Origin of the sequence: Paenibacillus sp. GM2 (assembly GCF_900069005.2) — a bacterium.
GTDB lineage: Bacteria > Bacillota > Bacilli > Paenibacillales > Paenibacillaceae > Fontibacillus.
Genome location: NZ_LN831279.1, coordinates 3,042,879 through 3,060,467 on the forward strand (window position 1 = coordinate 3,042,879; position 17,589 = coordinate 3,060,467).

Below are 17,589 nucleotides of genomic sequence, written 5' to 3' on the forward strand. Positions count from 1 at the left end.
TAATCAAGTTTGGCTTTTGACCAGGCCCTTTCTGCGAAGGGCTATTATTTTCCAATATATTGCGAACATACATTCTTATTTGAGGTGGATTTATGTTATTCTCCTATTACCAGGAAACTCCTTTGGAACAATGGATCAGCACAGAATATATGAGCCACGGAATCATGGTTCCCGAGCAGCTGGATATCGATCATATTGCCGAAGCCTTTGGCGTTGAGCTAATCTATGAGGCCTGTCCGTCCTTCTCCGATAATGAAGATAAAGTTATATTTCTGAATAAACAGACGCAGGAAGTGAGCGCCCGGCTGATCTTCTTCCATGAACTCTGCCATGTTATGCGTCATGCCGGTGATCAGCGACGAATGCCTCTGCTCTTCAAGAATGCCCAGGAAACGGAGGCCGAGCAGTTCGTTCTCTACGCTGCGATGCCATTTTACATGATGGCCAGACAAAATATTCCCGATCAGCATTGTGAGGCGATTCCGTTCATTGCCGAGCAATTCCAGGTTACCCTGGAACTAGCGGAGCGTAGACTTGATCAAGTCCAACGCAGAGTGCTTCAGGGCACATTGATCGCAGCAGCCCGTGAAGCGGATCGGAAGCAGGCCGCTGACTCCTGGTCTCCTGAGACTATGCGGATTCTTAACCAACTGGAACGGCAGATTTCCGGAGGCAGAGGAGGCAACTGATCTATGCGATTAGCCGTATATTGTGATTTCATCTCGGAAGGGATACATCCACTTCAGCTTATTATTCAGCCTGATCCGGGCGAATTGGACTGGGACGAGGTTCTCTATCTCCCCTTATCCGGTCCTTTTGAACCGTTCGAAGCGGAACAATTCGGCGACCTGATCGGCGCTTCCGTCCTGCTTGAGGATCTTGTTATCAGTCACGAAGAACCGGAGCAAATAGGCATACGGCTTCCCCAGATAACCTCACGTTACCCGGAAGCCGACATCTCTCTGCTTATTTTGCAAATTGCCGATGTCGAAGAAGTGTTAGGCTACCGCTGGGAGCAGGCCAATTTATCGATTTGACTTGCTGCCTTGCTTAGACATAAAATGAACACGTTAACATGTCCGCTTTTGATTACGAAGCAACACCGGGAGTTTATTCGGCACCGAATCTTGAACTCACCTGGGTCTAAGCGAAGGCTTACGAAGTTATGTTTCCTGCGGAAACATCTTAGGTGCTCACGTACAAACTACAAGCAAGATGCTTACGAGGCCGTTTTCTACGAAAACGTGCAGCCCCGCTCCTCATACCCTAGCTTCATCCAACCTTCTCGGTGCTGAAAAGCGGCCTTTTTGAACACACTACTATATAATAAATTAAGAGGTACATATGATTACGATAAAAGATATTGCCCGGGTTGCCGGTGTCTCCCACACAACTGTATCCAGGGCGCTGAATGGCAATCCGTTAATTAAGAAGGAAACTCGCGACAAAATTGAAAAAATCGCTGCCGAGCTTAACTATGTTCCCAACTTCAGCGCCAAGAGCCTGGTCACAAGAAAATCCTACACGATCGGTCTGTTCTTCTCCTCCATCGACCATGGCACATCGGAGAGCTTCCTCGTTGACGTGATCAAGGGCATCAAGCATGTGCTTGATGAGAACTACAACCTGTCGGTTAGCGGTATCGATAGCATCCAGCATCTGGACAGCATCTCTCCCCAGCGCTTCGATGGCATTCTCGTCATTAGCCAGAGCGATGCGGACAATACCTTTATTTATCATGTCAAAAAGGCCAACATCCCGTTGGTGGTTCTCAATCGCCAGCTTGAGGATTCAAGCATCATGAATGTAGTGGCCAGCGACCGAATCGGTGTCAAGGAAGCGATGGAGTACGCGATCTCGCAAGGTCATCGCAGACTTGCCATGATTGAGGGCAGGCCTGACTTCAAGTCAGCCTCCGAGCGTAAGCAAGGCTTCATTGATAGCATGCTTGCGAAGCAAATTCCCGTCAAAAGCGAATATTTTACAGCTGGTGATTACACAGTGGAGAGCGGCTTCAGTGCGATGAACATCCTCTTGTCTTTACCGGAGCCTCCGTCCATGGTGCTCTGCTCCAACGATAATATGGCAATTGGCGCCATGAATGCCTGCTATGCCAGAGGTGTGGCGATTCCGGAGCAAATGTCGCTGATCGGTTTTGACGATATTGTCTTTGCCAAGTACACCAACCCTGCCCTAACGACAATTCATAGACCGATCGCGGATATTAGCAAATTAGGAACGCAGAAATTAATTGAACTGATGAACGCCCCTAAGGAGACGTCAACTGAACAGTTATTCGTCAAGACGCAATTGATAATCCGTCAGACGGTCGCAAGCCTCCAAGAAATATAAGCCTCATCAGAAAAGCCTGGGATGACAACTGAATCCGCTCATCACAGGCTTTTTTCTAAAGCGCCGTGCTTGTGCCGTCTTTATTTATGTTATTGACTAAAATACGAAGTGAACATAAAATGAACACGTGAACATTTATTTTCATAGAGCGTCTCTCAAAAGCATTTTTTTAGCTTTTATAGCTGAAAAGTTTTAGATTTCAATTCGTCTGACAGGCTGTCAAACTGATATCTTTTTATACGCCAACTTGTTAACGTGTGCATTATTATAGTCATAGCTTAAAGGAGATTGAAATCTGATGGTAAAAACATTATCTCGTGCTAACTATCCGGACCTCCCCTCCTATCCGGAGCGGATGATCCAGTTCGGTGAAGGGAACTTCATGCGGGCGTTCGTCGAATGGCAATTGCAGCAAATGAACAAGCAAGGACTATTTAACGGCAGCGCAGTATTAATTAAACCTCGCAACCGGGGCCTCGGTCCGCAACTGGATGATCAGGATTACCTCTATACCGTGTTAATAAACGGAATTATGCAGCAGCAGCTGGTAAACGACCGAGAGATTATAACGAGCGTCAGCCGATTGATCAATCCTTACACACAATACGATGATTTTCTTCAATTAGCTGAAAATGATGAGCTGGAGTTCATCACCTCGAATACGACGGAAGCCGGGATCGCCTATGATCCTGAGGATCGGCTCGACAATGGCCCGCAAAAGAGCTTTCCTGGCAAACTGACCGCGCTTCTATATAGACGCTTTGAACTGGGCAAGAAGGGCTTCACTATCATTCCCTGTGAATTGATCGACCGCAATGGCGAGAAATTGAAAGAAATCGTGTGCCGCTACGGCCAAGAATGGAATTTGGGAGAAGCGTTCCTGAATTGGCTGGATGAGGATAACCTCTTTTGCTGCAGTCTGGTGGATCGGATCGTCCCTGGTTACCCGCATGACAAGGCTGCCGAGCTTGAACAGGAGCTTGGGTATGAAGACAAGTATATGGTCATGGCCGAACCTTTCCTGCTCTGGATCATTGAAGGTCCGGAATGGTTGAAGGAGAGGCTTCCTCTGGCCAAAGCCGGACTTAATGTCAGGGTCACCCAAGACATGACACCTTACCGTGAACGCAAGGTTCATCTCTTGAATGGTCCGCATACGGCCATGGTTCCACTTGGTTTGCTAGCCGGACTTGAGACGGTTGAGGAGGTTATGACCGATCCGAGCTTCTCCAGATTTGTGAATTTGTTAATCGAGAACGAGCTGATCCCGATGCTTGACCTCACCAGTGAAGAATTGCGTTCTTACGCCTCTGCCGTGCAAGAGAGATTTAGGAATCCGTTCATCCGCCATGAATTAACATCGATTTTCTTGAATAGCTTCTCTAAGTTTAAGACTCGCCTGTTGCCTGTTATGCAGAAATACTACCAGGAAAAGGGACAATGGCCTGAGCTTATCATGCTCTCTTTTGCCGCCCTGCTACTGAGCTACCGAGGAGATCGCCTGTTGCGGCAGGACAGCCCTGAGGTGCTGGCGATTGTTGATGAAGCGTGGAGGGATCGGGACACCGTAGTCCAGTCCATTCTGAGCAGCAACAACTTATGGGGCGAGGATCTGACTCAGCTTCCAAGGCTGGAAGAGAGCCTGGAAGAGAGCCTGCGACAGCTCGAAGCAATGGGAAGCCGCGTTGCCCTAGAACATAGGATCGGAGTGAAGTAATATGCAGCCACTCATGAAGATGAATCCGCGGGATACAGTCGCCGTAGCTCTACGGCCGATTCAAGCCGGCGATGAATTAGTGCTTGAGGGACAGGTATTTCAAGCGAAGCAAGATATTCCCCAGGGCCATAAATTGGCTCTCATCGGATTTAATCCAGGGGATACGATCAACAAGTATGGTTCTCCGATTGGCCGGGCTATGGATACCATTTCTACAGGGGAATGGGTGCATACGCATAACCTTCAGACCGGACTCTCCGGTGAAGAGACGTATGAGTATCAACCGGATCTTCATCCGGTTATTTATCCAAAGCGGAACTTGAGCTTCGAAGGCTACGTGCGCAAGAACGGCAAGGTCGGCATTCGCAATGATCTCTACATTGTACCCACTGTAGGCTGTGTTAACGGCATTGCCGAGCAAATGATAAGTGAATTCAAGCAGCTTCATCCGGACCTAGGCAGCTTCGATAATATTACAGTGCTCAAGCATCCTTACGGCTGCTCGCAGCTAGGGGACGATCATCGCATGACCCGCAGCATTCTGATGGATGCAGTCAAGCATCCTAATGCAGGTGGTGTACTCGTCTTCGGGCTTGGCTGTGAGAATAATATCGTCTCTGAATTTCGCAGCCTCTTAGGCGATTATGATGAAGCACGCGTCAAATTCCTTGTCGCTCAGGAAGTCGGAGATGAGGTCTCCGCAGGTCTGGCCCTATTAGAGAAATTATATGAAGCTGCCAAAGGCGATCATCGACAGCCTGTTCCGATCAGCGAGCTGAACGTTGGTCTCAAATGTGGCGGGTCGGATGGATTCTCAGGCATTACTGCCAATCCTTTGCTAGGCGCCTTCTCCGATTTTCTTATCTCCCAGGGAGGAACGACGGTGCTGACTGAGGTGCCTGAAATGTTCGGCGCCGAGAAGATGTTAATGGCACGGGCCGAGAACCGTGAAGTATTTGAGCAGATCGTCTCGCTTATCAACAATTTCAAGCAGTACTTCCTCTCCTACGGAGAGCCGGTATATGAGAATCCTTCACCAGGCAACAAAGCTGGAGGCATTAGTACTCTGGAGGACAAATCATTGGGCTGTACGCAAAAAGCCGGAACTTCTCCTGTAGTCGACGTGCTGCAATACGGCGAGAAACTGCGCAAGAAAGGCCTTAGCCTGCTGCAAGCACCAGGCAACGATCTCATCGCTTCCTCTGCCCTTGCCGCGGCGGATTGCCAGCTTGTATTGTTCACAACCGGACGTGGTACACCGTTCGGCAGCTTCGTGCCGACCGTGAAGATTGCCACGAATAATGAACTGTACGCCAAAAAAGGACATTGGATGGACTTCAATGCCGGTCCGCTATTGGAGACGCGGATGGAGGATGTGCTGGAGGACTTTATTCACTACATTATTGCCGTAGCCAGCGGCCAAAAAACACGCAACGAACAAAATGAAGTGCGGGAACTGGCCATTTTCAAAACAGGTGTAACCTTATAAAACCAAACTTATAGGATAAAAAGGAGCCGGTATGATGTTCTTAAATGACGATTTTCTATTAACCACCCCTATTGCGAAAACGCTGTTCCATAACCATGCCAGCAAGATGCCCATTATCGATTATCACTGCCATCTTGACCCGCAGGAAATTTATGAGAACAAACCATTTCTAAACCTGACTGAAGCCTGGTTGTCTGGAGATCACTATAAATGGAGATTAATGCGTGCTAATGGAGTGCCGGAGACTCATATTACAGGCGATGCTTCCGATTATGACAAATTCCTGGCTTGGGCCAGAACGGTGCCAAAGACGATCGGCAATCCGCTCTACACCTGGACACATCTTGAACTTCGCCGCTTCTTTGGGATCGATGAGTTGCTGAATGAAGAGTCCGCACCACGAATCTGGGAAGAAGTGAACCGCAAGCTGGCCACAGAATCCTTCAAGCGTCGCAATATCATTAAGAATGCTAATGTGAAAATGATATGCACGACGGATGACCCGGTGGATTCTCTGAGCTATCATCAACGTTTGGCCGAAGAGGAGCAGGATTTCAAGGTGTTGCCTACCTTCCGTCCCGATAAAGCGCTGAACATCGATGCCCCGGGCTTCCAGGAATGGATTGGCCGCCTGGAGAGCGCCAGCGGGCAGTCGATTTCCTCCTATGCTGAATTGATTCATGCACTCAAGAATCGGGTGGAATTCTTCCATGACAACGGCTGCCGCCTGTCCGATCATGCGCTTGACGTATTGCAATATAAGGCCGGAGATGCCGAAACCTTAGAAATGATCTTTCATAAAAGAATAGCCGGCGAGGAGCTCTCAGCGGATGAAATTACGATTTACCGTACAGAGCTGCTGGCTCAGTTAATTGCCTTCTATCGCGAGAAAAACTGGATCATGCAGCTTCATATGCATGCGTACCGCAACAATAATACTTCGATGTTGAAGTTATTGGGACCCGATACGGGATATGATGCCTTAAATGATCTGCCGATTACCGAAGCTCTGGCAAAGCTGCTGGACCGCGCTGAAAGTGAAGCGGGCTTGCCGAAGACCATTTTATATTCCCTCAATCCAAAGGATTACCCTGTGCTGTTGACACTGATGGGCTGCTTCCAGCGGGAAACTCCAGGCAAGCTGCAGCTCGGTTCCGGCTGGTGGTTCAACGATACCCGCGGCGGGATGCGCCAGCAATTGTCTTTGTTTGCAGAGCACAGCCTGCTCGCAAACTTTGTAGGCATGCTAACCGACTCGCGCAGCTTCCTGTCTTATACGCGCCACGAATATTTCCGCCGCGTATTGTGCGAGCTGATCGGCGAGTGGGCAGAGCGCGGCGAAGCGCCTGAAGACCCCGTATTGCTGGGACAGATCGTTGAAGATATCTCCTTCAATAATGCCGCCGGATATTTCGGCTTCTGAGAGGAAGCTAACAATTTATTTTTGATAAGAAGACCTCTGACGAGGCCACTCTAAGATGAGCTATTGCGACGCAAAGGAGCTTTTGTTGCAATATACAATTTCATCAGTTCACTGGCAACCTATAAATTCAATATCTAGCACGAAGCGATTCAAGAATCGATCTTGACATTGAATCTTGAATTCGTCCCGGCCCAAGCAAAGGCTTATAATGCAAATGGGAACCATCCACTGCGGTGCTGTCAAAACCAGGCCTTTTGAAACACTTTTTATAACGAATACCATCAAGCCCATGAGTTCATCCTTATTGAATTCGTGGGCTTTTTAATCAGATGTGTACAAAAAATCTGCGGCTTTAAACTATTTCAAAAAATTCTTTACTAACATTTTGTTAGGTACTTGATTTAGTAAATACGGTGTGTTATATTCATATCGTGATATTAAGACACTTAAAAATAAGATTGTTCATTAGGGATTAAACGTTGTTGATCTGTGAAGAATAGGCAAGAATGCTTTTCACAGAAGCGGCTATAATTCCTGAAGCAAGTTATTATTTTCATCTATTTAATCTCAGAGGAGGATTTCTCAATGTCCAAGTTAAACATCGGTATTATCCTAGGAAGCACACGTGAAGGTCGCTTAAGCCCACAGGTTGGCGAATGGGTGAAGAAAATCGCTGACGAACGCGGAGACGCAAACTATGAAATCGTAGATATCGCTGACTTCAAGCTTCCATTGCTCGGTGAGGCTGACGCTACAGAACAAGCAACAGCTTGGAATAATAAGCTGAACAGCTTGGACGGATTCGTCTTCATCGTTCAAGAATATAATCACAGCATCTCGGCATCTCTGAAGAACGCACTCGACTATGCCCGTGAAGCATGGAACGACAAAGCCGCTGGTATCGTGAGCTACGGCTCCGTTGGCGGCGCTCGTGCTGCTGAACATCTGCGCGGCATCCTGGGCGAATTGTCCGTTGCTGACGTACGTGTTCACCCCGCTTTGTCCCTGTTCACAGATTTCGAGAACTTCTCCGTATTCAAGCCGGCTGATCTTCACCTGACCAACCTTAACGGCATGCTTGATCAAGTTCTTGCATGGAGCGGCGCTTTGAAAACATTGCGTTAATCTTTCTCCCCTAAAGCCGAAATCCCCCATTCTCTTCATTTAGAGAGTGAGGGATTTTTTATTGAGCCGACTTAATGATGGATCGAGAATTTCTCCTTATACATTTGCGGCAAATGATTAATTTTGTATTCAATCGTCTCCAGACTGCGCTGAGTATCTCGGATCTGTTGCTCTACATTATGCTTATGCTGAATCAGAATCTCCAGGCCCTTATCCACGACAGCATCATTATCCATGCAATACTGGATGAAGGTACGAATATCCTTGATCGGCATACCCGTATGTTTCAAGCAGCAAATCAAGTCAATCCATTCAATATCCTGATCATGAAATACACGTACACCGTTCTCGCGATCCACAAAAGGGAGCAGTCCCTCTTTATCATAATATCTGATCGTGTACACGGACAGGTTCGTCTTCTCGGCAACCTGCGAAATGGTATAAGTCATTGAAAATCTCTCCTCCATTAAGGCTCCAGATTTGGATCAAATGCCATAACAATGAACATCCTATACTCAGATAAATTTTCGATCCCATTTGTTATTTGACATAGAGTGAACTCTAGCACTTATCCTATTATTGTAGAGAATATGAAGGGAGAATGTAAAGCATGAAGTATATTAACATCGCTGGAACAGATTTGAAAGCGTCAAATATAGTTATGGGCAATATGCGCCTGAAGCAGCTCTCTGTAACCGAGGCGGAGAAGCTGATTCGTACTGCACTGGATCATGAGATTAATTTCTTCGATCACGCCGATATTTACGGACCTTCCTATGGGGAATGCGAATCCCATTTCGCCGAAGCGATCCGGATGAACCCGGAAATTCGCGAGCAAATGATTCTGCAGAGCAAATGCGGCATTCGCCCAGGTTACTTCGATTTCTCCAAGGAACATATTATCGAAGCAACAGACGGTATTCTGAAACGTCTGAAGACAGACTATCTGGACGTTTTATTGCTCCATCGTCCTGATACATTAATGGAACCGGAGGAAGTTGCTGAGGCATTCGATCAACTGCATAGCAGCGGCAAGGTTCGCTATTTCGGGGTATCCAATCAGACTCCGAACCAAATCGAGCTGCTGCAGAAGTACATCCCGCATAAAATCATCGCTAACCAATTGCAGCTTAGCATTACGCATACGCCAATGATTGATTCAGCCATCGCCTTCAATATGGATGTCGATCAATCCGTGAACCGCGACAGCGGTATTCTCGAATATTGCCGTTTGAAGGATATTACGATCCAAGCCTGGTCCCCATTCCAAAAAGGCTTCTTCAACGGACCTTTCCTTGGCGACCTGGAGAATTATCCGGAACTCAACAAGATTATCGACCAGCTTGCCGAGAAATACGGAGTAACCAATACAACGATCGCCGTAGCCTGGATTACTCGTCATCCGGCCAACATGCAGGTTGTACTTGGAACAACCAATGAGCAAAGACTTATCGATTCCTGCAAAGGCTCGGACATTCCACTTACCAGAGAAGAATGGTACAGCATTTACAAGGCAGGCGGCAAGATTATCCCTTAACGTACAGTTCCCCAATACGTATATAAAAGGCGTCCCTGATGTCATTACAGACATCATTGGGACGCCTTTCCTTTTATTATTAAGCTTTATAAAGGGGTTTAGCTGTTCTTCCAGCGGTCATAGGCAACTTGATAAATTTCCTGGAAGCGGTCGGATCCCATTTTCTTAAGGGTTTGGACATATTTATCCCAACCGTCGATAGCTTCTTGTCCGGTAATGAATTTCGCTTCCATCTGCGCCACATAAGTGCTCAGGTCGGAACGAAGCGCTGTAACTTCAGCAGACTCAGCTTCTGTCAGGAACAAGGCTGGGAATGGAACTCGAGCGCCACGGTTGAGCAGCTTCGTCTGGGACTCATTTTCAACCCATTTCGCAAACTCGTCCTTAACAGGCTCATCAGGCACGATCATCGGAGAAGCGATACCGAAGTTAGGCGTGATTTTCGAACGGAAATCCTCTCTGTCTTCTCCGTTAGGTACAGGCAAATACTCAATCGTTTGTTTGGAATCATCTGTATATTTCCACAAGATTCCCTCCGGTCCTTTGTTCCACATCATTTGTCCTTCCGAACTGTACATGTAGTCAACCCAACGAATAGATGCCTCTGGACTAGGATTCGTCCTAGAGATTGCAAAGGTTCCCGTGGAAAAGCCTTTGTTCCGAGCAATCACCGCTTGATCCACCATATCGCTCTTCACAGGACTAAACATTGGATCTTCCGTGCTTGGTTGGCCGCCAAGCGACATGTAGGCATGCCAGTCAGAGAACAACAAAACCTGATTGTTTTTGATCTTGGCTTTCTTTTGATCATCGGTTTGCGAGAAGGACTCATGATCCAGCAAATCCTCGTCCCACAGTTTATTCAGGTAAGTGACATATCCCTTATAGGAGTCCTCAGCAGGTGTGTAGTGGACTACATCATTATCATCCACATAGAGCTCTTCCTCATAGGCTCCAAAGGCACCCAAAATCCATGTTCTGATATCTCTTAATTTGATTCCTGAAGAAGAAGACAGAGGAATGTTCTTAGAATCCTTCTCTTTAAACAGCTTTAATAGATCATACAACTCATCGGTTGTTGCGGGCAGATCGGTAACATGAAGCTCCTTCAAAATTTCACCGTTATACCACATCGGGTTTCTATACCAGGGTTGGTATGGCTCGATACGCGGCAAAGAATAGATATGTCCGTCAGGAGCAGTAATGGACTTGCGAATATCCGGATTGTCTTCAAGCGCCTGCTTAATGTTAGGTGCATACTTATCGATTAAGTCTTCCAATGGAAGCAAGATGCCTTGGCTGCCATAGGTCTGTTCTTCAGCTTGGGTCAACTTCGCGGCAAAGAAAATATCCGGATAGTCGCCACTGGCAAATACGAGATTCTTCTTGGTGTCGAAGCTGTCTCTCGGCGCATTGCGGTATTCGATTTTAATACCTGTAAGCTTGTCCATCTCTTGCATGACAGGCATGTCCTTCCAGTTCTGAATCCCCATATCAGGAGCCATAATAGACAAAGTCAAGGGCTCATTAACGATCGGATAGCCTTCCTTATTAACCTTAGATTCCGCATTGCCGCTGTTGCCGCTTGCAGAGCTCCCCTCCCCTTTGCCCCCACAGCCGCTCAGCAAAGATAACGCCATAACCGCTGCAAGTATGGACATGAAGATTTTTTTCTTTTTAATCACATGCATTGCCTCCCCTTAGAGTAAATTAACCAAATTAATAAGTGCAGGAATCGCGCTTCACCTGGAGCCTCTTCCCCGGCATTATTATGTTTGGTTTGCGCTTTGCAAGGGCTTTCCCTAAACTGTCGTTTTGGATGATTATTTGCTAGCGCTTACAGTGTAATTCTAAGCAAGGTCGTTATTAAGCGTAAATATGTCGATTTTGTATTGTCATATTTCACGGATAAATGCTCTGAATCGCATAAATAGAAGCAACAGACCGCTTATCAAGATGCCATTATAGTCTAATATATGTCTTTTGTTAAATCCGTTGGGGATGCAAATTTTACATATCGAGTCCTCCTCGTGATCGTCCGCCAGAGAACCTGAGACTAGCCTAGATCTTTCTTTGAGAACTAAGTCACCTACCTCTGTTGATCAGTATGTCGTTTTTTACTTTAGAGATTTACATGCTATATAAACCGCTAATGAAATCGTTTCCTTTACAGCCGTCGCTTTTTCGTCCATAATAATGATCAGAACATTATAATGTTTAATATATGATGTTGATAACATTTAGGAGAGAGAACGCGACAATGGCCAAATTAGCACCGAAGATATCTATAGAATCCAAGTTTCTCAGATCCTGGAACGGCTTTAAGTCCAAGCTGCTGCTCAAGTATACGCTATCTTACATCCTGATTTTCCTGATACCTTTAACCCTCGTTACCCTATTAATTTATGAGAACGCAGTCAACGCCCTTCGCAAGGAGATTGAACAGACTAATTTTAATCAGCTGAATCAGGCCAAAATTACAATCGATGAACGAATGAGCGAACTTCAGCATATCGCGAGCAGAATCGCCTATGACCAGAAGCTTAGCTCCTACATGGTTCACGATCCGTATTACAGCATGGAAGCCATTGAGACACTGGGGAATTACAAGGCGAACAGCGGGATATTAGAGGATCTGTTTCTTTATTTTCATAACGATAACCAAATATATTCCTACCGCGGACTAACCGACATCGATATCGTCTTTGGCGACCTGTATCATTACGATAATTGGGACAGCAAGCAAATTTACCATGATCTGAACGAAATCAATCAGCCCACCGTACGCCCGGCGGAATATGTTACGGTGAATTTACGTAAGGATTCAACTCTGACGATGCTTTTTCCGATCAAGCCAACGGACCTGTATCCCAACGCAACCGTCGTATATATGGTTAACGAGGCCATGTTTACAGGTGTAATGGATACGATTCTGAACAGCTTTTCGGGCAATGGGTATATCTTCACTCAGGATGGTCAGCTGCTGACATCCGTCAACAAGGAAACCGAAATCTCCCCGGATACGGTTCAAATGCTGTCCACCCTGGAGCCTGGGATACACAATATGAAGCTAAATGGAATACAGCACTCTGTTGTATCCACCAAATCCAAAGAGAACAACTGGACCTATGTTACCACCATACCTAGCTATCAGTTTTTTAGTAAAGTGGTGCATATCCAGACATTAATACTTATCGTATTTCTAGTTACGGTAATATCAGGCGTTGCTGCTGCAGTATTTCTGGCTAAGCGGCAGTATCATCCGATCAAAGATATCATCGAGTTTACCAAACAGAAGTACCATTCAAATCATTCCACCCGTACTCGCAACGAATGGGAATGGATCAAGCAGACCATTCATGAATACAGCGCAAGAATTGATACCCAGGTTCCTTTTGTGAGAAATCAGTGTCTCCTGTTGCTGTTCAAGCATGGTAAGCCGAATGATCCAGATATCGAGAGCATGATCATCCGCTCGGGTCTGGAATACCCTGGGGAGCAAGGAATCTATTTATCTATGATATTGGCCTGGGATGACTGTACAGTAGCCGATGAAGCTTTATCGATTCAGCACTACATGCAGGAAACGCTTAGCGAACTGGAACTTCCGAACCTTCAGGCTCGTATTTTCGGTATCGAGTTTAATACCAAAGATCAGTTTGCCTTGCTGGTCTCAATGCCGGCTGATCACAGTGAATCGGTGCAGAAAAGAATCGAGGCGGTCATTGAAGCGATTAAGATCCTCGTTACCGAGAAAGCCCAGGTCATGCCCTATTTCGGCGTGGGTCTGCCGTATCCCGATCTCGCTAGTATGAATCAATCCTTTATCGAAGCCGCTACTGCAATAGATAACCGTATCATAGGAGAAAACGGACGCGTTACCTATTTCGAGCAGCTTCAGGATATTGTGGTTACCGAAGCAGAGGCATTCTGGATTCCCAAGAAATCATTCCTCAAGCTTGAACAGAGCTTGAAGCAGGGGAATGAGTCCGTCGCCAATCAGGTGATCGGCGATATCCTTCGACAGATCAAAGAGGAAGCTTTGTCTCCCGTCCTGCTGCGCTGTATCTGCTCTGATCTCTTGAACTCCCTGCTGCGGACATCCCATGAGCTCGGTGTTACCGAAGTGTTCAAGAATCTCAACCATTATACCGTCTATGACACGCTGGAAGAACTTGAAGCCGGATTAACCGATTTAACCAGACGTATATGTGACCAGGTTGAACGAAATACGGAGATGGATCAGCCATCGCTGATCGAGGATATTGTCTCTTATGTGGACCAGAGGTACGCTGACTATACGCTCAGTCTGGAGCATGTCGCACTGAAATACTCGGTATCCATCTCTTATTTAAGCCGTACGTTTAAAGACAAAACCGGGATTAATTTCACGCAATATATTTGGCAAAGAAGAATGGAAGAAGTGAAACGACTGCTTATTACTACGAATGCACCCTTAAAAGAGATTATCGAGCAGGTTGGGTATCTGGACGCCGCAAACTTTATTCGAAAGTTTAAAAAAGAAACCGGAGTCACGCCCGGACAATTCCGCAAGCAACACGAAGATCAAGGAAAAACGAGCAGGAGCCTGCCCATTAGCTGAGCAGCCGACCTCTCCTACCTCCGTACATACCGTTCGGTATACGGCGGTTCAATCGATTAGGTACAAATTTGTATAAACAATAAGCCTTCCCGGTTCGGGAAGGCTTATTCGTTAACATGAACTGGACTCGTTCAGAATGTGATCGACCAATTCAGCCAATGGAACGGTGGCTAAGGCTATTGCCGTATCCGTAACGCCATAATAAATATATAGCAGATCATCTTTGACCACATTTCCTGTAGGGAATATTACATTCGGGATCTGGTAGCCGAATTTTTCATAGTAAGTCTCAGGCTCCATAATGAAGTTTCTCGTTCTGGCAATAACCTTTTCCGGATTCTCTAAATCGAGCAGCATCGCTCCAACCCGATACACTATTTCATCATCTACCCCATGGTACAGCACCAACCAACCTTTATCTGTCTTTATTGGCGGAGTAGAACCCCCAATCTTTCTGGATTCCCATGCCGGATTTTCTGCCTTGGCAAGAAGCCTGGGCTCCTCCCAATGGATCAAATCCTCGGAATAAGTAATCCACATTGCAGCTTTGTCCGTACCGTATTCCTCGCCGATGTATTCCTCCGGTCGACGAAGCAATACATACTTGCCATTGATCTTCTCCGGGAACAGAATATTGTCACGGTCATTGATCTCAAGCGGAGTGGTGTCCGCTACAAATTCCCAATCGATCAGATTCCTGGACTTCACAATAGAAGAACGGGTTAGCCAGTGGCCCTCCTTCTCGCCCCAGCCGTCCGGATACTCAGGAATCGATCTCTCCGGAACACCACGGTTTGTTGGGTAATAGTTCATGGCGCAAGGACGCAAAGCGTAATTCATGTAGAATGTATCCTCCATTTTGACAATGCGTGGGTCCTGTACGCTTCCATAAGGGAAACCAAGCTCATCCGGTGTCAGGATGGGCTCGTCCTTGACATGGGTGAAGTTTACGCCATCCTCACTCTCCAGTAAGCCAAGGTAGTTTTTACAAGGAGTCAATGAACCTGCTGTTCGCTCTATCATATAAAACTTGCCATTATCGATAATTACGGCAGGATTGAATACCGTAACTTTCCGCCATTCATACCCCCCCGGAACAACGATCGGGTTGTTAGGGTGCCTCGTAATTTTCATTGAAGTATTTTCCCTCCTAATTCTGAAATTCACTATTATGGGTTAAGTTGAAAGCATCTGAAAAACACGGGGTATAAGCTGAAAATATCTTTTATCCTTTTACTGAACCGATCATAACACCTTGAACGAAATAACGCTGCAAGAACGGATATACAACAATGATAGGAAGCGTAGATACAATAATAACCGCATATTTAACCATCGCTGCGATCTCCGCTTTGTTATTCATCGCTATAGCAGCGTCACCGCTGGCTGCACCTGTCGCATCCGCTGACATTTCCTGCAGAACGAGAATTTGCCGTAATATCATCTGCAGCGGATACTTTGCTTCATCGTTCAGATAGATCAGGGCCGGAAAATAACTGTTCCAATGCCCTACTCCATAAAATAAAGCCATAACAGCGATTATCGGTGCCGACAAAGGAATTATAATCCGGATAAACAGCTTGAAGTTTGTACAACCATCAATATAAGCAGCTTCATTTAATTCCTTCGGAATGCTGGATTCAAAGAACGTACGGGCAACAATCAAGTTGTAGACGGATACAGTCGTTGGCAGAATGAGCGCCCCTATCGAGTTGATCAACCCCAGGCCTTTTACAAGCAAGTAAGTTGGGATGAGTCCCCCGTTAAAGAACATCGTGACCAGAAACATGCCCATAAAAAATTTACGCCCGACAAAATCAGGTCTGCTTAGCGAGTAAGCGGCCGGCAAAGTAACAACCAGATTCACCATCGTTCCCAGCACTGTGTACATTATCGTATTGCCATAACCAGACCAAATCTTTGGATTGTCAAATACAAGCTTGTACCCCTTTAAATTTAATCCTTTAGGGAACAACCACATCTCTCCTGAGCTTACATATTTCGGATCACTGATTGATGCGCTGATAATATACAACAGAGGATACAATACAACGATCAGAGCAATAACAAGAAACAAATAGTTAATGACCAGATATATTTTGTCTGTCTTCGATTCCTTAATTGCAACAGTAGCCATCAATAAGCCCTCCTCTCTTCCTGTTTACCATAAGCTTGTCTCGCTTGTCCGCTTGGCGATTTTATTAACTGTAATCAACAACAGAGCGTTCACTACGGAGTTAAACAAGCCCACGGCCGTCGAAAAGCTGTATTGCGCGCTAACGAGACCAGATCGGTATACAAACGTCGAAATTACATCCGAGGAGTCCATATTTAACGGATTTTGAAGCAGCAATACTTTCTCATACCCGATACCAAGAATGTTGCCAACATTCAAAATGAGCAAAATCATAATCGTCGGAACAATCGTAGGCAAATTAATGTGCAGAACCCGCTTGAATCGGCTGGCGCCATCGACGATCGCTGCTTCATGCAGCTGCGGATCTACTCCGGATAGCGCCGCCAGATAAATGATCGTTCCCCAACCTGTGCTCTGCCATACACCTGATAACACATATACCGTCTTAAACCAACGCGGGTCCGTCAGAAATGCCGGAGCATCGATTCCGAAGAGCTCGATCAACTTGACAATCACTCCTGTGGAGGGCGTCAAGAAGGTAATGACCATCCCCGCCATAACGACGACGGAAATAAAATGCGGGGCATAAGTGATCGTTTGTACGCTTTTCTTAAAAAATCCGTTGCGCACCTCATTAAAGGCCAGCGCCATAATGATCGGAAGCGGGAAGCCGATTGCAAGCTCATAAAAACTCAAGCTAAACGTATTCCACAATAAATCCTTGAAGTAATAGGAATGGAAAAAACGATTAAAATGTTCAAAGCCGACCCACTCGCTCCCCGTAATTCCTTGGGACGGAACAAAATTTTTGAAGGCAATCTGAATTCCATACATCGGTCCATATTGGAAGATCACGAAGTATAAAAACGCTGGGGCGATAAATATATATAACTCCCAGTTCTTCAGAATTCTCATGAGCAGTGAACTTTCACCTGCAGTTTTTAATTGTAGTGCAGCAGCCTTACGCGGTACTCTCATATCCTAAGTCCTCTCCTTTCCTTACTTGTTCTAATTCTTGCTGTCATCAGCCCGGAAAACATCTGGCGCAAGCACTCTTCAATTCGGCTCATACCGGAAATTGATGAGTATAACTGCTAGCGCTTACAAGCAAAATTGTAGTGAAAACAGCTTCCCATCGTAAATATGTGGAATCTGCATTGTCATTTCCTGAGCGTGAGATCCCTTGCTGGATAAGGATTTATGAGT

The 17,589-nt window shown here is 46.1% G+C and carries 14 protein-coding genes; 9 read left to right on the plus strand and 5 right to left on the minus strand.

Going from position 1 to position 17,589, the window contains the following annotated elements; genetic code table 11:
- The first annotated feature begins 92 nt into the window (after window positions 1–92).
- The 7 genes from BN1360_RS23570 to BN1360_RS23600 all read left to right on the plus strand — a co-directional run bounded on the left by BN1360_RS23570 (window position 93) and on the right by BN1360_RS23600 (window position 8,106).
- A complete protein-coding gene (locus tag BN1360_RS23570) occupies window positions 93–689 on the plus strand; it encodes an ImmA/IrrE family metallo-endopeptidase (protein ID WP_068782269.1) in 597 nt (198 codons plus the stop codon).
- 3 nt (window positions 690–692) lie between these two features.
- Window positions 693–1,037 carry a hypothetical protein gene (locus tag BN1360_RS23575; protein ID WP_068782270.1) on the plus strand — a complete coding sequence of 115 codons (345 nt, stop codon included), beginning with the start codon at window positions 693–695 and terminating at the stop codon, window positions 1,035–1,037.
- A 307-nt stretch (window positions 1,038–1,344) separates the two neighbouring features.
- Complete coding sequence (locus BN1360_RS23580; protein ID WP_068782271.1) at window positions 1,345–2,352, plus strand: LacI family DNA-binding transcriptional regulator; 1,008 nt, start codon at window positions 1,345–1,347, stop codon at window positions 2,350–2,352.
- 298 nt (window positions 2,353–2,650) lie between these two features.
- A complete protein-coding gene (locus BN1360_RS23585; protein ID WP_068782272.1) occupies window positions 2,651–4,069 on the plus strand; it encodes a tagaturonate reductase in 1,419 nt (472 codons plus the stop codon).
- A 1-nt stretch (window position 4,070) separates the two neighbouring features.
- Complete coding sequence (locus BN1360_RS23590) at window positions 4,071–5,558, plus strand: UxaA family hydrolase (protein ID WP_068782273.1); 1,488 nt, start codon at window positions 4,071–4,073, stop codon at window positions 5,556–5,558.
- Window positions 5,559–5,592: 34 nt separating this feature from the next.
- Window positions 5,593–6,981, plus strand: a complete 1,389-nt coding sequence (gene uxaC, locus BN1360_RS23595; protein ID WP_068782274.1) for a glucuronate isomerase — start codon at window positions 5,593–5,595, stop codon at window positions 6,979–6,981.
- Window positions 6,982–7,566: 585 nt separating this feature from the next.
- Window positions 7,567–8,106, plus strand: coding sequence for an NADPH-dependent FMN reductase (locus tag BN1360_RS23600; RefSeq protein WP_068782276.1), 540 nt, complete (start codon window positions 7,567–7,569; stop codon window positions 8,104–8,106).
- A gap of 71 nt (window positions 8,107–8,177) precedes the next feature.
- Here BN1360_RS23600 and BN1360_RS23605 read toward each other — a convergent pair whose 3' ends face one another.
- Window positions 8,178–8,555 (minus strand): MerR family transcriptional regulator, encoded by a 378-nt coding sequence (locus BN1360_RS23605; protein ID WP_068782277.1) that lies wholly within the window; start codon window positions 8,553–8,555, stop codon window positions 8,178–8,180.
- A gap of 161 nt (window positions 8,556–8,716) precedes the next feature.
- On the opposite strand from BN1360_RS23605, the gene BN1360_RS23610 reads away from it, so the two are divergent.
- On the plus strand, window positions 8,717–9,643 hold the full coding sequence (locus tag BN1360_RS23610; RefSeq protein WP_068782278.1) for an aldo/keto reductase: 927 nt from the start codon (window positions 8,717–8,719) through the stop codon (window positions 9,641–9,643).
- A gap of 98 nt (window positions 9,644–9,741) precedes the next feature.
- Here BN1360_RS23610 and BN1360_RS23615 read toward each other — a convergent pair whose 3' ends face one another.
- Window positions 9,742–11,334, minus strand: coding sequence for an extracellular solute-binding protein (locus BN1360_RS23615; protein ID WP_068782279.1), 1,593 nt, complete (start codon window positions 11,332–11,334; stop codon window positions 9,742–9,744).
- Between the two features lie 569 nt (window positions 11,335–11,903).
- Between BN1360_RS23615 and BN1360_RS23620 the strand changes: the two genes are divergently transcribed.
- Complete coding sequence (locus BN1360_RS23620; protein WP_068782280.1) at window positions 11,904–14,246, plus strand: helix-turn-helix domain-containing protein; 2,343 nt, start codon at window positions 11,904–11,906, stop codon at window positions 14,244–14,246.
- Between the two features lie 111 nt (window positions 14,247–14,357).
- Here the strand turns inward: BN1360_RS23620 and BN1360_RS23625 are convergent, their stop codons facing one another.
- From BN1360_RS23625 to BN1360_RS23635, 3 genes are all read right to left on the minus strand, one after another.
- The gene (locus BN1360_RS23625) at window positions 14,358–15,380 is read right to left on the minus strand and encodes a glycoside hydrolase family 130 protein (RefSeq protein WP_068782281.1); all 1,023 of its coding nucleotides are present in this window, start codon (window positions 15,378–15,380) and stop codon (window positions 14,358–14,360) included.
- Window positions 15,381–15,471: 91 nt separating this feature from the next.
- Window positions 15,472–16,383 (minus strand): carbohydrate ABC transporter permease, encoded by a 912-nt coding sequence (locus tag BN1360_RS23630; protein WP_068782282.1) that lies wholly within the window; start codon window positions 16,381–16,383, stop codon window positions 15,472–15,474.
- A gap of 24 nt (window positions 16,384–16,407) precedes the next feature.
- Window positions 16,408–17,361 carry an ABC transporter permease gene (locus BN1360_RS23635; RefSeq protein WP_068782283.1) on the minus strand — a complete coding sequence of 318 codons (954 nt, stop codon included), beginning with the start codon at window positions 17,359–17,361 and terminating at the stop codon, window positions 16,408–16,410.
- Window positions 17,362–17,589 lie beyond the last annotated feature (228 nt).